The following is an 18307-nucleotide window of genomic DNA, read 5'->3' on the forward strand; positions in this document are numbered from 1 at the left end:
GGTTGCGCTCCCCGAATCCGTCCGGGCGAATGGAAACGGCACCGCGCGAAATCCCCTCTTGGGTGTCGCACCAGTAGTTTTTCGAGAGGCAGTGAACAGAGCATGTCCGTCGGCGCAACGAGTGTCACCATCCCGGGCGACCCGGGCGACAGCCCGGGACAGGGCCCGGGGAAGGACGGAGGAAGACCGCCCCGGCCGTGGACCACCCTCTGGACGACGGGCCTCGCGCTGCTGCCCCTCGGCCTGCTGGCCGTGGCCTCCTACCTCGGCCGTTACGTCCGCCCCAGCGCCGACGAGTGGTGCTTCCTGCCCGTCGTACGCGACGAGGGCATCTGGGGACTCGTCGAGAAGTTCTACGTCACCGACAACGGGCGCATCGCCAACGGCCTGCTCGTCGGGGTGTACGCCAAGGCCCCGGTCGCCGGGCACCAGTGGTACGCCGTGGTCAGCGGCGTCCTCATGCTCGTCCTGCTGTGGGCCCTCACCGTGTACGCGCTGCGCGCCGCCGGCCGCACCGCGCCGCGCGGGGTGCCGCTGCTGGCCGCCTCGATGATCACGGCGGCCTTCCTCTTCGCCACGCCCAACACGTACAAGACCTTCTACTGGCCGGCCGCCTCCGTCTCGCACACGCTGGCCCCCGTGCTGGCCGCGGCGGCCGCCCTCCCGCTGCTGCGGTACGGGGCCGGGAGCCGCCGGAGCCGGATCATCGCGCTCGCCGTGGTGCTGGTGGCGGGCGTCTTCATGGGCACGCTCTCCGAGGAGGCGTCGGTCGTCGCCCTGGTGGTGCTCGCGGTCGCCGTGCTGTTCGCCCCGCTCCTGTTCGCCGAGCGGATCCGCCGCTACGTCCGCGTCTGGGCGCTGACCGGCATGGCGGGCGTCGCCATCGGCACGATCCTGCTCGTGACCTCGCCCGGCTCGCGCAACCGCCGCCAGCGCTACGACGCCGAGACCGTCTCCATGCTCGCCCCCGAGTCGCTGATCGCCTCGCTGCGCGCGTACGCCCGCATCCTGGAGACCATCCTGACGACCTGGGAGTACGTGGGCGTCGTCGCCGCCGGTGTGCTGCTGGGCCTGCTGGCCCGGCGCCGGGCGGGGCACCGGCCGGCCCTCATGCCGTGCCGCCCGCTGCTGCTGACCGCGCTCGGCGCGCTCACCTTCCTCGCCTGCGGCTACCTGTGCACCGTCATCACCTACCCGGCCTTCGGCGAGCGGGTGGTGCGGACCGAGCGGACGTGGAACGACTACCTGCTGGTGTACGTCCTGCTGCTGGCCGGCGCCGGCGCGCTGATCGGCCGCGCGCTGCGTCCGCACGGCGACGGCGACGGCTTCCGGGCCCGGGGCCGGGGCGGTGTCGTGATGGCGCTGGCCGCCGCCCTCTGCGCGGTGTCCGTGGCGGGGATGGCCGTGCCGCTGTACCACCTGGGCCACGACATGAAGGTGCGGGCGCAGAAGTGGGACCACCAGGACCGGTACCTGCGCGAGCAGGCCGCGAGCGGCGCCAGGACGGCCCCGTACACCCCCCTGTCGGTCGGCAAGATGCTCGAGCCGTTCGGCGACCACGGGCGCAAGACCTGGCCCGCCAACTGCGTCGCCGACTACTACCACCTCGACAAGGTCACTTACGCGACGCGGCTTCCGTGACCTCGGCCTCCGGCGGCGGCCGCGTCCCGGCCCGACGGGTCGCGGCCGCCCCGGAGGTGATGGCCCACCGGGCCAGCACGAAGGACAGCGGGGTGACGGCGACACCCGCCGCGAGGGCCGCGAGGTTCTCGTTCATGCCGAGCCGGCTCACGGCGAGGTGGAGCAGGATGCCGCTGCCCACCACGTTGGCCGCCCCGGAGAGCGGGTAGCGGGCGAACGCCCGCCAGGTGGGCCGGGTGCGCAGCGTGACGTACGAGTTGAGCAGGAACGAGCCGACGACGCTGACCGCGTAGCCCACGACGTGCGCCGCGAGGTAGGGCAGCCAGATGTTCAGCGTCGCGTACACGGCGTAGTAGACGCCCGTGTTGGCCAGCCCGATCGCGGCGAAGGTGGCGAACTGGCGCAGCGCGGCGCCGCGCGCACCCCGCGCGCGGCGCCGCCTGGTGCGACCCGTGTGCCCCGTGGCCCGCTTCACGTCTCCTGCCGGGCACGGCCGGCGGTTTCGAGCGGGGCCGCGGCGCGCGCGGCGGCGGGCTCGTTCGTCTCCCGTACGACGTAGTGGGGGCGGCGCTTGGACTCGTGGTAGATCCGCCCCACGTACTCGCCGATGACGCCGAGCGTGGCGAGCTGGATGCCGCTGAGCGCCACGATGGCGGTGATGAGCGTCGCGTAACCGGGGGTGTCGACGCCGTCCAGGAGGACGTTGGCGATGATCCACAGGGCGTACGCGAACGCCGAGAGGAACAGCCACAGGCCGGTGTGGATGGCCAGGCGCAGCGGGCGGCTGTTGAAGGAGAGCAGGCCGTCGATGCCGTAGTTGAGCAGGTGCCGGCCGCCCCACTTGGACTGGCCCGCGGCCCGCTCGACGTTCTGGTAGGTGAAGCTGACGGTGTCGAAGCCGATCCAGGAGAAGAGCCCCTTGGAGAAACGATTGTTCTCCGGCAGCGAGAGGATCGCGTCGACCGCGCGCCGCGACAGCAGGCGGAAGTCGCCCGCGCCGTCGGCGATCTCGACGTCCATGAAGCGGCGCACGAGGCGGTAGTAGGTGCGGCTGAACGCCCTGCGCACCGCGCCCTCGCCGGTGCGGTCGCGCTGGGCGATGACCTGGTCGTAGCCGTGCCGGTGCAGCTCCAGCATGCGGGAGACGAGCTCCGGCGGGTGCTGGAGGTCGGCGTCCATGAGGACGACGGCGTCGCCGCGCGACATGCGCATCCCGGCGAGCATCGCGGACTCCTTGCCGAAGTTGCGGCTGAAGGAGGTGTAGCGCACGCGGGGGTCCGTCGCCGCGAGCGCGCGCAGCCGGTCCAGGGTTCCGTCGCCGCTTCCGTCGTCGACGTAGCACACCTCGAAGGTGGCGTCGGCGGGTTCGAGAGCCGCGGTCAGCGCGGTGTGGAAGGTGTCGATCACCTCACTCTCGTTGAAACACGGAACGACGATTGAAATATGGACCATTACCTACTCACTCCATGCACCGGTGTGCGGGTGGCGGGCCGCACCGTCCGTGCCCACCGTTCAGAGAAGATGACAACCGGCTCGTCGTGGTTGCCTGGCGGTGCGGGCGACTTCGGCGCGCGCACGACCCTGCGCGCGCCGCCCGCCGCATGGGTCCAGTGGAGCGCGACCGAGCGGGCGCGACAGCCCGGCGCCGTCCACTCGGGTGAGGGCGGGGCGGCCGGGGCGGCTCCGGGCATGCCTCCGGGATTGCCTCCGGGCATGCTTCCGCCCCGCTCTCCCGCGCTGGGGCGAGGACGGCGGGGCGGAGGCCTTCGCGTGCTCAGGGCTGCTCAGGATCCCTTGCTTACCTCCTTGTTGATGGCGGCCGGCGACGGGTACTCCTTCTCCGGCAGCGACTTCAGTGCGTCCATGACCTCCCGGCTGGCCTTGTGCTTCTGCGCCGTGCCGACGATGTCCTTCTTCGACGCGGGGTATTCCACGCCGCCGAGGGCCTTCTGCATTTCGATGGGGTTCACGTTCATGTGCGACGAATACCCGCCTAAAGAGGAAACATCACCGGAAAGCGGACAATCGCCTTATGTATCCATGCTGCGCGGATCCGTCACGGTTGCATCACAATGTCGGTTGAGGAGCGGACGGCGCGGGCACATCCAAGTGCGGGGATGGCGTCCCGGTCGCGGGACTGGCGCACCCGGCCTCGGGAGGCCGGCATCGGCATCCCTCCCCCTGTGTGCTGTGTGGCGTGGAAAGGCAGGTACCTTCATGCTGTTGGCGCATCCCGCGGTGCTTCAGGAGCTCGTGGCCCGTTACGAATCCCTGTGTGCCGCCGCTCAGGGGCTGTCGATCGCCCCCGACCTCAAACGCCGGCTCGACGACGTGACGTACACACTCTGCGTGACGACCGGCACCCGGCAGCTCGACCAGGCGCTCGCCGCGGCCCGTGCCAGGCTCGCCGCGACGGCCGCGGGTGTCACGGCCGCAAGTACCTGACCGGCCGAATTGAGGCGGCCCCGGTCCAGGGGTTGACCGGGGCCGCCACGGGCATCCGAGGGGAGACGGAGTGCCCGGCGGGACACCGCGGGACCGGCGCGAGGAGGGAGCGCCGATCGAGCGTGTCCGGCCCAAGGCCCTTGTCGGGAGCCTTGAGAGGGGTGTACCGGGAGAATCCGACGTGCTCGGTCCCGGCCGTTCGAGAAGTAAATATATTTACTGTCGAGTAAGCAAGTGCATGAAAAATTTCATGCGAGCCGGTGGCGTGAAAACACCCCCGGCGATGCGTCCGTGAGACGTCGGCGGGGGTCAGTCGTCCAGGAAGAAACTGTGCTGTTCCGCGGCCTGTTCGTACCCTTCCAGCCGCAATTGCGTCCGCTCCGGATGCGCGTCGGCCATCGCCTGGAGCACGGACGCCGCCACCACCCCCGGCGCCGCGTACGAGTCGAAGACCAGGCGTGATCCGGTCCCGGCCGTCAGCGTCACCTCGGCCTCGTCGACCAGCGGCCCCAGCGTCAGGTCCGTGATCAGCGCGATCCGCAGCCCCGTCCGGCGCGCCGCCCGCATCGCGGCCAGCGTCTCCTTCGCGTGCCGCGGCATCGCGAACGCCAGCACCCAGGTGCCGCCCGCCTCCTTCGACTGCAGCAGCGCGTCATAGGCGACGCTTCCGCCCCGGGTCACCAGGCGTACGTCGGGGTGGATGCGCCGCGCCGCGTACGCGAAGTACTCCGCCAGCGACACCGAGATGCGCAGCCCCAGCACCGTCAGCGGGACCGATCCGGCCAGCTCCCGGCCGACATCGAGGATCTGGCCCGGGTCCGCCACCGCCCGGCGCAGCGCCTCCAGGTTCTCGATCTCCGCGTCGATCGCCGCCTGGAGCTCGTTGCGCCGGATCTCGTCGCCGGTGTCCGGCACCCCGGCGACCGCGCCCAGCGCGATCGGCTGGAGCGCCTCGCGCAGCGCCGGGAACCCGCTGTAACCGAGGGACGTGGCGAACCGGGTCACCGACGGCTGGCTGACCCCGACGCGCTCCGCGAGATCCGTGATCGACAGGAACGCGGCCTCGGTGAGGTGGTCGATCATGTACTGCGCGATGCGCCGCTGGGCGGGGGAGAGGCGGTGCCCGCCGAAGAGCGCCAGCACCCGGTCGGAGGGCGCCTGCCGCTCGTCCCGTTCCGGCCGCTCGTCCCGCTGATCCGGCTCGGCGGTTACCGTCGGCCCGGCCGTCCCGCTCGACCCGGGCGACTCACCCGACCCGGCCGCGCCGGCCGGGCCTTTCCGGCCGCCGACGGGGCGCCGTCCCGGCCTGATCGCGGCCGCCTGTGCGCGTGCCTGCTGCCCTGATGGCACCGGCGTGCCTCCTTCCAGTCCCGATCGTCCTCAACATACTTCACCCCCCGCGACGGCCTCCGGCCGCCGGGAGCGCCCACCGATGTGCGCGACCGGGCCCGGCGGGAGCATGCTGGGGGTGTCCCGCGTGTCCCCCGGTACGGCGCGGGGCCGCGGCGCCGCGGCCCCGCGGGCCGGATCCCGCTGAGAGGTGGGACGACGATGGCAGACGGCCCGCACGGCGAGCCCCGCTCCCGGCTCCGGCCCGACGGGGAAGCCCCCGCCCCGGCCCCGCCGGACGCCCCGCCCCGGCTGGACGCCCCGGCGACCGAGGGGCCGACTCCGCGCGCCGCGGGGCGCCCGGCCGGTGGCGGTGGTCCTGTGGCCGACGCCGGGCGCACCACCGACGCCGGGCGCACCACCAGCGGCGGCTCCGCCGCCCGCCGCGCCCAGGAGGGCGGCGGCGGGCAGGCCGCCACCGGCCGGGCCGTCGACGAGCTGTCCCTGGTGCTCGCGCAGGCCGCCGTCCGCGCCGTCGAGGCCGCCGGCGCGTACGCCGGCTGCGTCTACCTGCGCTCCCGGACGCCCGGACTGCTGCGGCTCGCGGTGCTCTGCGGGCTGCCGGGGCGGCTCTTCCGGCCCTGGTGGCGCATGCACGTGAACCGGCCCTTCCCCATCGCCGAGGCCCACCGCTCCGGCCGGACCGTCACCCTCGCCGACGCCGAGGACGCCATGCGCCGCTTTCCGCAGCTCATGGCGGGGATGCCGTTCCCCTTCGGCTCGCTGTACGCGCCCGTCACCGCCGACGGCGAGAAGTTCGGCGTGCTGGTGGCGCTGCGCCCCGCCACGCCGGGGCGTCCCGTCGACGCGGCCGACCGCCACCGGACCGAGGACGTCGCACGGCGGCTCGGCGCCCGCCTCGCCGACCTCAGCCGTCGGGGTGCCGAGACCCTCTGGGACCACGAGCCCGTCTGCGTACAGCTGCCCGCGTCCGCCACGGCATCGGCACCGGTGCGCGTCGGTCGGCTCGACTGGGACATCGGCAGTGGAGCCGTCACGGCGGACGCGGAGCTTCGCGCCATGCTGGGCGGCGACGGGCCCGACGGCTTCCCCGCCACGATCGAGGCCCTGGCGGGGCGGCTGTCGCCGGAGGACGCGTACGGCCTGTGGGCACTCGCTGGGCAGGTGGCGGAGGCCGCGGAGGCGGGGGAGCGGGAACGGTCGGCGACCCGCGGCATCTGGCTGCGCGGCCCCGACGGGCGGCCCTGCCTCCTGGAGCTGACCGCACGCCGTGGCCCGGCGGGCCGCCGTCTTGCCGGCACCCTGGTCGACACCGGTACCGGACCGCTCGCCGCCGCCGCGGCCGACCGGCTGCCCCGGGGCGTGCTCGCCGTCGACCGGCTCGGCCGCGTCACCTCCGTCAGCCGCCCCGCCGAGACCCTCCTCGGCCTGGAGGGCGGCCGGCTGGTCGGACGCGTCCTGTGGGAGGCGGTGGCGTGGCTGGGGCAGCCCGCGCACGAAGACCACTTCCGGGCCGCTCTCCTGTCCGACGAGCCCGTGCACTTCATGGCCCACCGCGCCCCGGACAGCTGGCTGTCGGTCTCCCTCCACCCCGCGTACGACGGACTGACGATCACCTTCACCGCCGAGGAGCAGCCCGTGTACACACCGGGCTCCGTCACCGCGCCCGGCGCCGGTCTGGGCGCGGGCCTGAGCGGCGGAGCGGGCGGGGCGCTGGCCACAGGGCTCGGCTCGCCGGCCGACCGGGCCTCGGTGCTCTACCGCCCCGTCGCCCTCGCCATCGCGCTCACCGAGGCCGTCACCATCCGCCAGGTCTCCGCCGTGGTGACCGAGGAGCTGCTGCCCGCCTTCGGCGGCCGCCAGCTCGCCATCTACCTCCTCGGCGAGCGCCACCTCCACCTCGCCTGGGAGACCGGCTTCCCGCAGGGCTTCCTCGACCGGTTCGACGGCGTCGGCCTCGACGCCCGGCTGCCCGGCGTGGAGACCCTCACCTCCGGGCGGCCCCTCTTCTTCGAGTCCATGCAGCGTCTGGCCCACGCCTACCCCGGTATCCCCCTCGACGCCCACGTCGGCGCCCGCGCCTTCCTGCCGCTGATCGCCTCCGGCCGCCCCATCGGCTCCTGCATCCTCGGCTTCGACCAGCCCCGTGGCTTCAGCCCCGAGGAGCGGACGGTCCTCACCGCCCTCGCGGGCCTCATCGCCCAGGCCCTGAAGCGGGCCCAGCGCTACGACTCCGAGGCGGCCCTCGCCCGCGGCCTCCAAAGCGCCCTGCTGCCGCACCGCCTGCCGCGGCTGCGGAACGTCGAGACCACCGCCCGCTACCTGCCCGGCACCCAGGGCATGGAGGTCGGCGGCGACTGGTACGACGTCACCGAGACCGGCCGGAGCGTCGCGCTTGTCATCGGCGACGTCCAGGGCCACGGCGTCGCCGCCGCCGCCACCATGGGGCAGCTGCGCAGCGCCGTCCGCGCCTTCGCGCTCAGCGGCCACGACCCGCAGGAAATCATGAGCGGCACCAACCGGCTCCTCATCGACCTCGACCCCGGCCAGTTCGCCACCTGCTGCTACGTCGACCTCGACCCGGCGACCGGCGCCGCCCGCGCCGTACGGGCCGGGCACCCGCAGCCGCTGCTGCGCCACCCCGACGGCCGGGTCGAGGTCCTCGACCTGCCGGGCGGCGTCGTCCTCGGCGTCGACCCGGACGCCACGTACCCGGTCACCGAACTGCACCTGCCCCCGGGAGCGGTGCTCGCGCTGTTCACCGACGGGCTGGTGGAGCAGCCCGGCACCGACATCGACCTCGGCATCGAACGGCTCTGCGGCGCCCTCGCCTCGGCCTCCACCGGCTCCCTCGCCGACGTGGCGGACCGGCTCGTCCGCGAGGCCACGACGGCCGTCGACCGCCCCGACGACATCGCCCTCCTCCTCGCCTCCCGGCCCGCACCCGCCGAGCCCCGTGTGGAGTGAGCGCGGTTGTGCGCTTCCCGGGCCCGGGCGAGCATGAGGAGACGACGAAGGCAGGTGCCATGAGCGCGGTGAACGCAGCCGAGGGTGCCGACTTCCGGGGCCCCCTCGACGTCACGAGAGCGGCGACCGCCGTCCTGGACGCCGACGGCACGGTCGTCGGCTGGAGCCCGGCGGCCCAGGCGCTGCTGGGCCACCCGGCCCGGGAGGCGGTGGGCCGTCCCATCGGCACCTTCGTCGTGGACCGCGCTGGGGCCTACCGGATGGCCGCGCGGCTGCCCGGCGCCTCCGAGGCGCGCCGCCAGATCCTGCACATGCGCCACGTCGACGGCCGCATCATCCGGGTGACCAGCGCGACCCTCCCGCTGTTCCACACCGCCGAGGGCCCGGGCGCCGACAGCGGCCCCGCCCGGCTCCTCGCGCTGGCCGCCGCCGACGAGACCGAGCACTGGGAGGCCCTGCAGTCGATGCTGCGCGGCCTCGCCACCCAGTCGCCCGTCGGCCTGGCCATCTACGACACCGACCTCAGGGTCGTCTGGACGAACCACGCCCTGTTCGAGGAGATGGGAACCGGCCAGTACGCGGGCCTGCGCCCCGACGAGATGGTCGCCGACGGCGAGATCCTCTCCCTGGGCTACCCGCCCACGCTGGAGGAGACCATGCGCCGGGTCCTCGGCACCGGCGAGCCCGTCATCGACCTCCACTACCGCGGCCGCCCGCCCGTCGACCTCCTCCACGACCACGTGTGGTCGTGCTCGTACTACCGCCTCCAGGACGCGACCGGCTCCACCCTCGGGGTGTGCGAGGAGACCGTCGACATCACCGACAGGTACCTCGCGCAGCAGCGCCTCGACCTGCTCGTACGGGCCGGGGGCCGCGTCGGCACCACCCTCGACATGGTCCACACGGCGCAGGAGCTGTCCGCGGTGACCGTCCCGCAGTTCGCCGACGCCGTCACCGTCGACCTCCTCGACGCCGTCCTCGAAGGCGACCACCCCACCCCCGGCACCGCGCCCGCCCGGCGGGTCGTACGCGTCTGGGGCGGACCCGTCGACGGCACGCCCCCGCCCGGGCCCGGCGCACGCCACCCGGTCGACTACCCGCCCGGCTCGCCCCAGGCGCGCTGCCTGGCCACCGGCCGCCCCGTCCTCGAGACCCCGCCGGACGCGGACCCCGCCGCCTCGCGGCTCGTCGTACCGCTGCGCACCGAGGGCGTCCCCCTCGGCGTCGTCACCTTCACCCGGGACCGCCACCCCGACCCGTTCGGCGCGGCCGACCTGCCCGTCGCCGACGAACTCGTCGCCCGCGCCGCCGTCTGCATCGACAACGCCCGCCGCTACACCCGCGAGCACACCGCCGCGCTCATGCTCCAGCGCAGCCTGCTGCCCCGCAGCCTGCCGAGGCTCACCGGGGTGGAGCTGGCCTACCGCTACCTGCCCGCCGACATCAAGGCGGGAGTCGGCGGCGACTGGTTCGACGTCATCTCCCTCTCCGGCAAGCGCGTCGGGCTCGTCGTCGGCGACGTCGTCGGCCACGGGCTGCGCGCCGCCGCCACCATGGGCCGGCTGCGCACCAGCGTCCGCGTCCTCGCCCAGCTGGACCTCCCGCCCGACGAGCTCCTCACCCGGTTGGACGACCTCATCACCCAGAGCGCCCACGAGCAGATGGCCGTCCCGCACGGTCGCGAGGAGGCGCCCGACGACGCCGCGCTCGGCGTCACCTGCCTGTACGCCGTCTACGACCCGGTCACCGGACGGTGCAGCATGGCCCGCGCCGGCCACCCGCTGCCCGCCCTCGTCGACCCCGCCACCGGCGCCGTCACCTACCCCGACCTGCCCGCCGGACCGCCCCTCGGGCTCGGCGGCCTGCCCTTCGAGGGCGCGGACCTCACCCTGCCCGAAGGCAGCCTCCTCGCCCTCTTCACCGACGGCCTCGTCCAGGGCCGGGACCGGGACCGCGACACCGAGCTCGGCGCCCTGCGCACCGTCCTCGCCGACCACCGCCGCCCCCTGGAGGACCTGTGCGACCGGGCCGTCGCCACCCTGCTGCCCGGCCCCGTCGACGACGACGCCGCCCTCCTCCTCGTACGCACCCACCTCCTCGACAACCACCAGGTCGCCACCTGGGAACTCGCCGACGCCACCCCCGAGACGGTGGGCCGCGCCCGCTCCCTGGCCACCGGGCAGCTCGGGGCCTGGGGCTACGACGGAGACGTGGCCTTCACCACCGAGCTGGTGGTCAGCGAACTCGTCACCAACGCCATCCGGTACGCCGCCGGGCCGGTCCAGCTGCGCCTCATCCGCGACCGCACCCTCATCTGCGAGGTGTCCGACACCGGCCACACCTCGCCCCATCTGCGCCGCGCTGGCAGCGAGGACGAGGGCGGCCGCGGCCTCTTCCTCGTCGCCCAGATGAGCCAGCAGTGGGGCACCCGGTACACCTCCACCGGCAAGACGATCTGGGCCGAGCAGACCCTCCCGCAGTGACGTTTGTCTCCGGTCGGCGCCGGAAACCCGGGAGTGGTCCGCACCGTCGGGGAGAACGTCGGGAGGTACGTCATGGCAGCGTCCGAACAGATCAGCGCGGAACTGTGGGACGAGTTCCACACCGTCGTCAACATGACCTCACGCGAGCTGCAGGAGTGGCTGAACGTCGAATCGGCCGGCGAGGAGACCGAAGTCGTGCCCGACCAGTCGGGGAAGGCCATGGGCCGCCGGGTCCTGCAGATCCTCGGCAAGCGGCGCACGGACCTCACCGAGGACGACGTCGAGGTCATGCGACGGGTCTGCGAGATCGTCGGCTCCCAGCGCGGCCCGGACATGGAGCCCACCGCCGGCGGCGAGGGATGGCGCCACGGCCTGATGGACATCGGCCACGACCCGTTGAAGCCCGTGTAGGAGCCGCCCCCGCCCCACACCGGACCGGCGCCCGCGGACCTCCAGCGGCGTCCGAGGAGGTGCCCTTGCGTCTCCACCACAGCCGTCCCACCGACCCCGGCTACACCCGCGTCCGCCACGGGCGCGGTTTCCGCTACCTCGACACCCACGGCACCCCGCTGCGCGATCCCGCCGAGCTGGCCCGGATCAAGGCGCTCGTCATCCCGCCCGCCTGGCGGGACGTGTGGATCTGCACCCGTCCCAACGGCCACCTCCAGGCCGTCGGCGCCGACGCCGCGGGCCGCCGCCAGTACCTGTACCACCCGCAGTTCCGCGCCGAGCAGGAGCAGGCCAAACACGACCACGTCCTCGACGTGGCCGAGACCCTGCCCGCCGTACGGGAGGCCGTCGAAGGCCACCTGGCAGACCGCGGGCTCACCCGGCGGCGGGTCCTCGCCACCGCCGTACGCCTGCTCGACCTCGGCTTCTTCCGCATCGGCAGCGACCGCTACACCGAGCTGAACAACAGCTTCGGCCTGACCACCCTGCTGCGCGAGCACTCCCGCTGCCAGAGCGGCGCGGTCGTCTTCACCTACCCCGGCAAGCACGGCCGCGAGCTCATCCAGACCGTCGCGGACCCCGCCACCTGCCGCAGCCTCACCGCCCTGATGCGCCGGCGCGGCGGCGGCGACCGGCTCTTCGCCTACTGGGAGCGCCCCGCGTGGCGCGAGGTGACCGGCGCCGACGTCAACGCGTACCTGAGGGAGCTGGCCGGCCTGGAGATCACCGCCAAGGACTTCCGCACCTGGCACGCCACCGTCATGGCGGCGGTGGCGCTCGCCGTCTCCCAGCCCGTGGCCCGCAGCGAGACCGCCCGCCGCCGCGCCATCGCCCGCGCCGCGCGCGAGGTCTCCGTGTACCTCGGCAACACCCCCGCCGTCTGCCGCGCCTCCTACATCAACCCGCGCGTGATCGAGCTGTACGAGGAGGGCGTCACGGTCGCCGCCGCGCTGCCGCACCTCGGCGACGAGACCACGTACGGCATCCCAGCGACGCAAGGCCCCGCCGAGCGGGCCGTCCTGCACATGCTCAGGACCGGGCAGCCGCCACCGGCCTGATCACGGCCTCACGGCCAGGACGGCTCCTTGCGCGGCACCACCACCAGCTCCGACACGGCACTGGTCTCCGGCACCGACAGCGCGTACAGCACCGTGTCCGCCACGATGTCCGGGCTCTGCAGCAGCGAGACGTCCGCGTCCGGGAAGCGCTCCAGGATGAACTGCGTCTCCATGCCGCCCGCGATGATCCCGGTGACCCCGATGCCCGGGCAGTCCCGCTGGGCCTCCTTGAAGAGCGTGTGCGTGAACGCGCGCAGGCCCGTCTTCGCCGCCGCGTACGGGCCCGCCTCCGTCCAGGTGCGGTTCGACGCCGTCGACAGGATGTTGACGATGTGGCCGCCGCCCCGGGCCACCATGCGGCGGTAGGTCTCCAGGCACAGGTACATCGGCCCCAGCAGGTTGGTGGTGACCACCCGGGTCACCTCCTCGGCCGTCAGGTGCTCGATCGGCTTGGAGACGTCCACGGCGGCGTTGTTCACCAGCACGTCCACCCGCCCGCCGTCCGCCTCCAGCTCCGCGAAGACCTCCGCGACCGCGCCCGCGTCCCGCACGTCCAGCTCCACGAACCGGGCGGCGCCCTCCAGCTCCTCGCACAGCTCCCGGGCCTGCTCCTTGCGGACGTCCGCGATCAGCACGGACGCGCCCGCCCCGGCCAGCTTCCGCGTGATCGCGGCACCCAGCCCCCGCGCGCCGCCGGTCACCAGCGCCTGCTTGCCCCGAAGGTCGACCCTGCCCATGCCACCGCCTCCTCCTGCCGAGTCGTGCTCCCCCCACTGTGGCCTGCGCCACTACGCTCGGCATGCCGGACGGTCACTGTGAGCAAGCACACCAGAAGTGCCGTACGCCCAGGTCAGGCCCGGTATCAGCGCTCCCGGGGCCACCGGCGGGGCCGCCGGGCCCCCTGGCGGCGGGGGCACTTCTGCCACCATGGTCAACGCTGTGGAACCGCCTCTGACGAGGTGTGCAGCAGCGATCAGATCCGGTGGACCGGCCGTGCAGAGCAGCACGCGTCGTTCTCTTCCGCCGATTCCGCCATCCGAGTCCACCGGCTCGTCACCGAGTAGCCCTCCTGTGCCTTCTTCCTCCGTGCCTTCCTCCGCCCCTGCCGTCGCTCCCGCCGACCGTTCCCCGTGGCGTTCGCTCACGTACCGCAGCATGCGCTGGTGGTCCGTGGCGAACTTCGTCTCGAACGCCGGCACGTGGATGCAGCTCACCGTCCAGAACCTGCTGGTCCTCCAGATCACCGGCTCCGCCGCCGCGACGGGCCTGTCCCTCTCGGTCCAGGCCGCGCCCGGCCTGCTCATGAGCCTCGCGGGCGGCGCCGCCGTCGACCGCTGGCCCAGGAAACTGACCGCCGCCGTCAGCCAGGGGCTGCTGGGCGCGGTCGCCTTCGTGACGGCGTTCCTCGTCGCGTTCGACCAGCTCAACGTGGGCGTCCTGATGGCGCTGGCCGCCGTGACCGGCCTCATCGCCACCGTCGACGGCCCCGCCTGCTCACTCCTCGGCAACGACCTCGTCCGTCCCGAGGACGTCCCCTCGGCGATCGGCGTCGGCTCCCTCGTCCACAACGCGGGCCGCCTCGCGGGCGCGGGCCTGGCGGGCCTCGCCGTCGGCGTCTTCGGCACGGCCGCCGCGTACGCCGCGAACGGCGTGTCCTTCCTCTTCGTCGCCGCGGTCATCCCCTTCCTGCGGCCCATCAAGACCACCTCCCCCGTCGCGCCGGCCGTCCGCGAGCAGCGCGACGCCATGACGGCACGCGAGGGCCTGGCCTTCTTCGCGCGCCGCCCGCGGCTGGTCGCCCTCGCCGGCATCAGCGGCATCAGCGCGATCTTCGGCCGCAACTACGGCCTCACCCTGGCCGTCCTGGTCACCGGCCCGCTCGCCGGCGGCGCCGGGGCCTTCGGCACGGTCTCCACCGTTCTCGCCGTCGGCGGCATCGTCGGCGCCGTCCTCGGTGCGCGCCTGCGCAAGCCGTCGGTCCGTCTCGTGGGCCTGCTCGCCGCCGCCGGCGCCCTGCTCCAGGTCGTGGCAGGACTCTCGCCCTCCCTCGCCGTCCTCCTGGTGCTGGTCCTGCCGATGGCCGTCGTCGAGTCGATCTCCGACACCGCCGGCACGACGGTCCTCCAGACCGACCCGCCCGCCCACATGCGGGGCCGCGTGCTCGGCGTCTGGAACAGCATCCGCACCGTGTGGTCCCTCCTCGCCCCGCCGGCGCTGGGCCTCCTCATGGAGCTCGCCGGCGCCCGCGGCGCCCTGGTGACGGGCGGCCTCCTGATCGCGGGCGCGATCGGGGCGGGCTACGTCCTGCACCGCCGCCGCACGCCGACACCGGTGCTGGTCCGCACGGAAACCCTCAGGGAGCGCCCGGCCCTCGGCACGGCGGCGTAACGCCCCGGCCGGGGCCTGTCAGTCATCGCATGTCGCCCGCTCGTACAGCCTCTCCAGTGCGGTGTCGATGGGGTGGGGCTGCGGCTTCCCGGGGGAGGCGGGATCGCTCCACCTCGCGAGGTTGACCGCGACGGACATCTGGCGACGGCCGTCGGCGCGGGTCAGGGAGATCGTGCCGGCGCCCCAGGCGCTGCCGTCGTGGCCCCAGAAGGTGCCGCAGCCCGGGATGTCGACCCGGTGCAGGCCGAGGCCGTACTCGATCGTGGATCCGTCGAGGGCGATGACCGGGACCGTGCGCTGCATCTGGGCCAGGGACGCACGGCTGACGATCCCGCCGTCGAGCAGCCTGCCGTAGAAGCGGTTGAGGTCCTCCATGGTCGACACCAGGGCGGCGCCGGTGCCCACCCAGGACATGTTGTAGACGCTGTAGTCGCGCGGCGGGTCCAGTGCTCCCCACAGCGCCTCGTACATCCGCGGGTGAGGTCCCTTGATGCGCGGCCCGGTGGGGAAGCCGGTGTGCCGCAGCCCGGCACGCTCGATGACGTTCCGGGTGATGTACTCCTCGGCCGGGGTGCCGGTCACCTTCTCCAGGAGCTGTCCCAGGAGGAGGTAGTTGGTGTTGGAGTACACCCCCGGGGAAGCGCCGGGTTCGCCGGCGGGAGGTGCCGCGAGGCCCAGCTCGATCAGCTCGTCCGGGCGGAACTGCCGGTACCGGTTGTCGTCCAGGCTCTTGGGCGAGACGTCCTGCCCCTGGGGGTACCCCTGGAGGGACGGGAACGCGGAGAGGATGTAGTCCGGGATGCCGCTGGTGTGGTTGAGCAGCATCCGGACCGTGATCCTGCGGCCGCGCTCTCCCGGCACCAGCCGCGGCAGATAGCCGCCGATCGGCGCGTCGAGCTCGATGCGGCCCCGCTCCACCTGCTGCATGACCGCCGCGGCGGTGAAGGTCTTGGTGATGCTGCCGACGCGCTGGCGCATGTCGGGCCTGACGGGGCGGCCGGTCCCGGTATCGGCGACCCCGGAAGCGCCCCGCCACGTGTGGCCGGCGTCGCGCACCTCCGCGAACACCCCCGGTATCCCCGCGCGGTGGACGTCGTCCGCGGCGGCCTGGAGCTCCGCGGGGTCGAAGCCGGTCGCCGGGCTCGTCCCGCCGGGCGGCGCGACGGTCGTGGCGGCGGGCGCGGGAGCCGCCGCCACCGTGCTCGCGCACATACCGAGCGCGGCCATGCCCGCGCACAACAGCAAGGGGATTCTCACGGCGTACGTCCTCTCACGATCCAGGGCGCCCTGACTTTCGGAACGCGTTCCGAAAATAGCAGTGCGGCGGCCGTCCGGGAACGCGAAAGGTCGAATCCGTTCCACACAGTGCGCCTCACCCCGTTTCGCGGCGCGGCAGGGCGGGACGGCATGATGGGGCGATGCCCCGACCCCCCGCCCGGCGCGGCCGCACCGGCCGCCCGCCCGTGACCTCCCGTGCGCAGATCCTGGCCGCGGCCCGTGAGCTCATCGACCGGGACGGCTGGGAGAAGCTCACCGTCCGTCGGCTGGCCGCCGAGCTGGGCATCGGGGCGACGACCCTCTACCACCACATCCGGGACAAGGAGGACCTGCTGCTCCTCCTGCTCAGCCAGCACGTCGCCCAGGCCGAACGCCCGCAACTGCCCAGCGCGCCCAGGGACCGCATCGTCGCCGCCGCCACCGCGATGCACGACGCCCTGGCCGCCTGGCCCTGGGCCGCGGAGGTCCTCACCTCCGACGGTTTCGTGGGCCTCCTCGACCCCTCGGCGCTCTGGATGGTCGAAGCCATCGTGGCCGGGGCCGAGGACTGCGGACGCACGCCCGAGGAAGCCGTGCACGTCTTCCGCAGCATCTGGTACTACACCGTCGGCGAGGTCCTCGTCCGCGCCCGCTCCCCACGCCGAAGGGAGGACGGCGAGCGCCCTCCCTTCGGTGAGACCTTCGACCCGGCCCGGGTGCCGCACCTGGCCGCCATCGGCGACCGGTGGCCCGCGCTCGCCGCACGGGACACCTACCCCGAAGGGCTCCGCGCCCTCGTCGAGGGGCTGCTCGCACGGACACAGGCCGTACCGGCAGCCCCTCGCGACGCCGACTGAGCCGACCGACCTACCGGCCCGGGGGCCGGATGGGAGCCGCCGCCTCGGCCGCGCGGCGGGCCAGCAGCGTCGTCGAACGGCCGTCGAGGTACGGCAGGACCACCGCCTGGCCGCCCCAGGTGCGGAGGGTGTCCGCCTCGGGGAGGTCCTCCGCCGAGTAGTCGCCGCCCTTGACCCAGACGTCCGGGCGGAGCCGGCCCAGCAGCTCGACGGGCGTGTCGCCGTCGAAGACCGCGACCGCGTCGACGCTGCCGAGCCCCGCGAGGACGCGGACCCGGTCCGCGAGGGGGTTCAGGGGGCGGCCGGGGCCCTTCAGGCGGCCGACGGACTCGTCGGAGTTCACGCAGACGATCAGGCAGTCGCCGATGCCGCGCGCGCTCTCCAGGAGGCCGACGTGCCCCGCGTGCAGCAGGTCGAAGCAGCCGCCCGTGGCGACGACCGTGCCGCCCTGCGCGCGGACCCGCTCGGCCAGGGCGAAGGCGTCGGTCTCGGGCACCTCGCGGCTGCGCGCGGGCGGCGGTGTCCGCCACAGCGCCGGGTTGCCCGCGCCGCCCGCCGCCACGAACGCCGCCGCCTCGGCGACCGCCTGCTGGATGGCCTCCTCGGGCAGGGCGCCGTCGGCGAGCGCCGCGGCCGTCGCGGCGGCGAAGCAGTCGCCCGCGCCGCACGCGTCGCCCTCCGCGCGGTACGGCGCCGGGACCAGCATCGGCGTACCGGTGCCCGGCCGGGTCAGCAGGACGCCGCGCTCGCCGAGGGTCACGGCGACCGTGGCCACGCGCCACCGCTCGGCGAGCTCGGTGCCGCGCTCGGCGTAGGCGCGCAGGGAGTCGTCGTCGCCGCGGCACAGGGCGCGGGTCTCCGCGGCGTTCGGCGTGACGATCCGCGCGCCGGGCACCGGTACGTCGCCCTTGAGGTGCGGGTCCCAGACGACCGGCACCTTGGGGGCGACGGCGGCGAGGTGCTCGCGTACCGCGCTCGCGGTGTGGCGTCCGTAGTCCGCGACGAGCACGGCGTGCGCGTCGGCGAGGGTCTGGCGCACGGCGCCGTCGGGTTCGCCGGGGTCGCCGCCGCCGCGGTCGATGCGCACGAGGGGCCGGCCGCCGGCGAGCACCCGCGTCTTGACGGGCAGGGTGCCGTTCAGCGGCAGCTCCACCACGCGGACACGGCCGCGCAGGGAGCGGCGTACGGCTTCGCTGGCGGGGTCGTCGCCGAGCGCGGTCACCAGGACCACGTCGCGGCCGTCGCGCGTGGCGAGCGCCGCCGCGAGGCCCGCGCCGCCGGGGCGGCGCTGGTCGCCGGTGACGTCCACGACCGGCGCCGGGGCGTCCGGCGCGAGCCGGCTGGCGACGCCTTCGATGTCCTCGTCGAGGAGTACGTCGCCGACGACGACGAGGGGCTTGCGTCCGCTCAT

At 74.1% G+C, this 18307-nt stretch carries 15 protein-coding genes; 8 read left to right on the plus strand and 7 right to left on the minus strand.

What is annotated here, in order from left to right; translation table 11 throughout:
* Positions 1-102 precede the first annotated feature (102 nt).
* Positions 103-1641, plus strand: coding sequence for a DUF6056 family protein (locus ACIRNI_RS21415; RefSeq protein WP_403553222.1), 1539 nt, complete (start codon positions 103-105; stop codon positions 1639-1641).
* On the opposite strand, the gene ACIRNI_RS21420 is transcribed toward ACIRNI_RS21415, so the two are convergent.
* From ACIRNI_RS21420 to ACIRNI_RS21430, 3 genes are all read right to left on the minus strand, one after another.
* Positions 1616-2116: a GtrA family protein gene (locus ACIRNI_RS21420; RefSeq protein ID WP_403553223.1), complete on the minus strand. Its 501-nt coding sequence runs from the start codon at positions 2114-2116 to the stop codon at positions 1616-1618. The genes ACIRNI_RS21415 and ACIRNI_RS21420 overlap by 26 nt on opposite strands.
* The gene (locus tag ACIRNI_RS21425; protein WP_403553225.1) at positions 2113-3048 is read right to left on the minus strand and encodes a glycosyltransferase family 2 protein; all 936 of its coding nucleotides are present in this window, start codon (positions 3046-3048) and stop codon (positions 2113-2115) included. The genes ACIRNI_RS21420 and ACIRNI_RS21425 overlap by 4 nt, the downstream gene beginning before the upstream one ends.
* Before the next feature lie 377 nt (positions 3049-3425).
* Positions 3426-3617 carry a DUF2795 domain-containing protein gene (locus ACIRNI_RS21430; RefSeq protein WP_403553227.1) on the minus strand — a complete coding sequence of 64 codons (192 nt, stop codon included), beginning with the start codon at positions 3615-3617 and terminating at the stop codon, positions 3426-3428.
* 241 nt (positions 3618-3858) lie between these two features.
* Between ACIRNI_RS21430 and ACIRNI_RS21435 the strand changes: the two genes are divergently transcribed.
* Positions 3859-4086: a DUF5133 domain-containing protein gene (locus tag ACIRNI_RS21435; RefSeq protein WP_403553229.1), complete on the plus strand. Its 228-nt coding sequence runs from the start codon at positions 3859-3861 to the stop codon at positions 4084-4086.
* A gap of 309 nt (positions 4087-4395) precedes the next feature.
* Here the strand turns inward: ACIRNI_RS21435 and ACIRNI_RS21440 are convergent, their stop codons facing one another.
* Positions 4396-5436, minus strand: coding sequence for a MurR/RpiR family transcriptional regulator (locus tag ACIRNI_RS21440; RefSeq protein WP_403553231.1), 1041 nt, complete (start codon positions 5434-5436; stop codon positions 4396-4398).
* 201 nt (positions 5437-5637) lie between these two features.
* Here ACIRNI_RS21440 and ACIRNI_RS21445 point away from each other — a divergent pair, with 201 nt between their 5' ends.
* The 4 genes from ACIRNI_RS21445 (at position 5638) to ACIRNI_RS21460 (ending at position 12394) form a co-directional block, all read left to right on the plus strand.
* Positions 5638-8403, plus strand: a complete 2766-nt coding sequence (locus tag ACIRNI_RS21445) for a SpoIIE family protein phosphatase (protein WP_403553232.1) — start codon at positions 5638-5640, stop codon at positions 8401-8403.
* A gap of 59 nt (positions 8404-8462) precedes the next feature.
* On the plus strand, positions 8463-10886 hold the full coding sequence (locus tag ACIRNI_RS21450) for a SpoIIE family protein phosphatase (RefSeq protein ID WP_403553233.1): 2424 nt from the start codon (positions 8463-8465) through the stop codon (positions 10884-10886).
* A 72-nt stretch (positions 10887-10958) separates the two neighbouring features.
* Positions 10959-11297 carry a DUF3140 domain-containing protein gene (locus ACIRNI_RS21455; protein WP_355359647.1) on the plus strand — a complete coding sequence of 113 codons (339 nt, stop codon included), beginning with the start codon at positions 10959-10961 and terminating at the stop codon, positions 11295-11297.
* 65 nt (positions 11298-11362) lie between these two features.
* Positions 11363-12394, plus strand: coding sequence for a DNA topoisomerase IB (locus tag ACIRNI_RS21460; RefSeq protein ID WP_403553235.1), 1032 nt, complete (start codon positions 11363-11365; stop codon positions 12392-12394).
* 8 nt (positions 12395-12402) lie between these two features.
* Here ACIRNI_RS21460 and ACIRNI_RS21465 read toward each other — a convergent pair whose 3' ends face one another.
* Complete coding sequence (locus tag ACIRNI_RS21465; RefSeq protein ID WP_403553237.1) at positions 12403-13131, minus strand: SDR family oxidoreductase; 729 nt, start codon at positions 13129-13131, stop codon at positions 12403-12405.
* Positions 13132-13549: 418 nt separating this feature from the next.
* On the opposite strand from ACIRNI_RS21465, the gene ACIRNI_RS21470 reads away from it, so the two are divergent.
* Positions 13550-14782 (plus strand): MFS transporter, encoded by a 1233-nt coding sequence (locus ACIRNI_RS21470; protein ID WP_403553238.1) that lies wholly within the window; start codon positions 13550-13552, stop codon positions 14780-14782.
* Between the two features lie 18 nt (positions 14783-14800).
* Here the strand turns inward: ACIRNI_RS21470 and ACIRNI_RS21475 are convergent, their stop codons facing one another.
* Positions 14801-16039 carry a serine hydrolase domain-containing protein gene (locus ACIRNI_RS21475; protein WP_403553240.1) on the minus strand — a complete coding sequence of 413 codons (1239 nt, stop codon included), beginning with the start codon at positions 16037-16039 and terminating at the stop codon, positions 14801-14803.
* A 161-nt stretch (positions 16040-16200) separates the two neighbouring features.
* On the opposite strand from ACIRNI_RS21475, the gene ACIRNI_RS21480 reads away from it, so the two are divergent.
* Positions 16201-16896, plus strand: coding sequence for a TetR/AcrR family transcriptional regulator (locus tag ACIRNI_RS21480; protein WP_403553242.1), 696 nt, complete (start codon positions 16201-16203; stop codon positions 16894-16896).
* A 10-nt stretch (positions 16897-16906) separates the two neighbouring features.
* On the opposite strand, the gene rfaE2 is transcribed toward ACIRNI_RS21480, so the two are convergent.
* Positions 16907-18307 (minus strand): D-glycero-beta-D-manno-heptose 1-phosphate adenylyltransferase, encoded by a 1401-nt coding sequence (gene rfaE2, locus ACIRNI_RS21485; RefSeq protein ID WP_403553244.1) that lies wholly within the window; start codon positions 18305-18307, stop codon positions 16907-16909.

Source organism: Streptomyces sp. NPDC093546 (assembly GCF_044765045.1).
GTDB lineage: Bacteria > Actinomycetota > Actinomycetes > Streptomycetales > Streptomycetaceae > Streptomyces.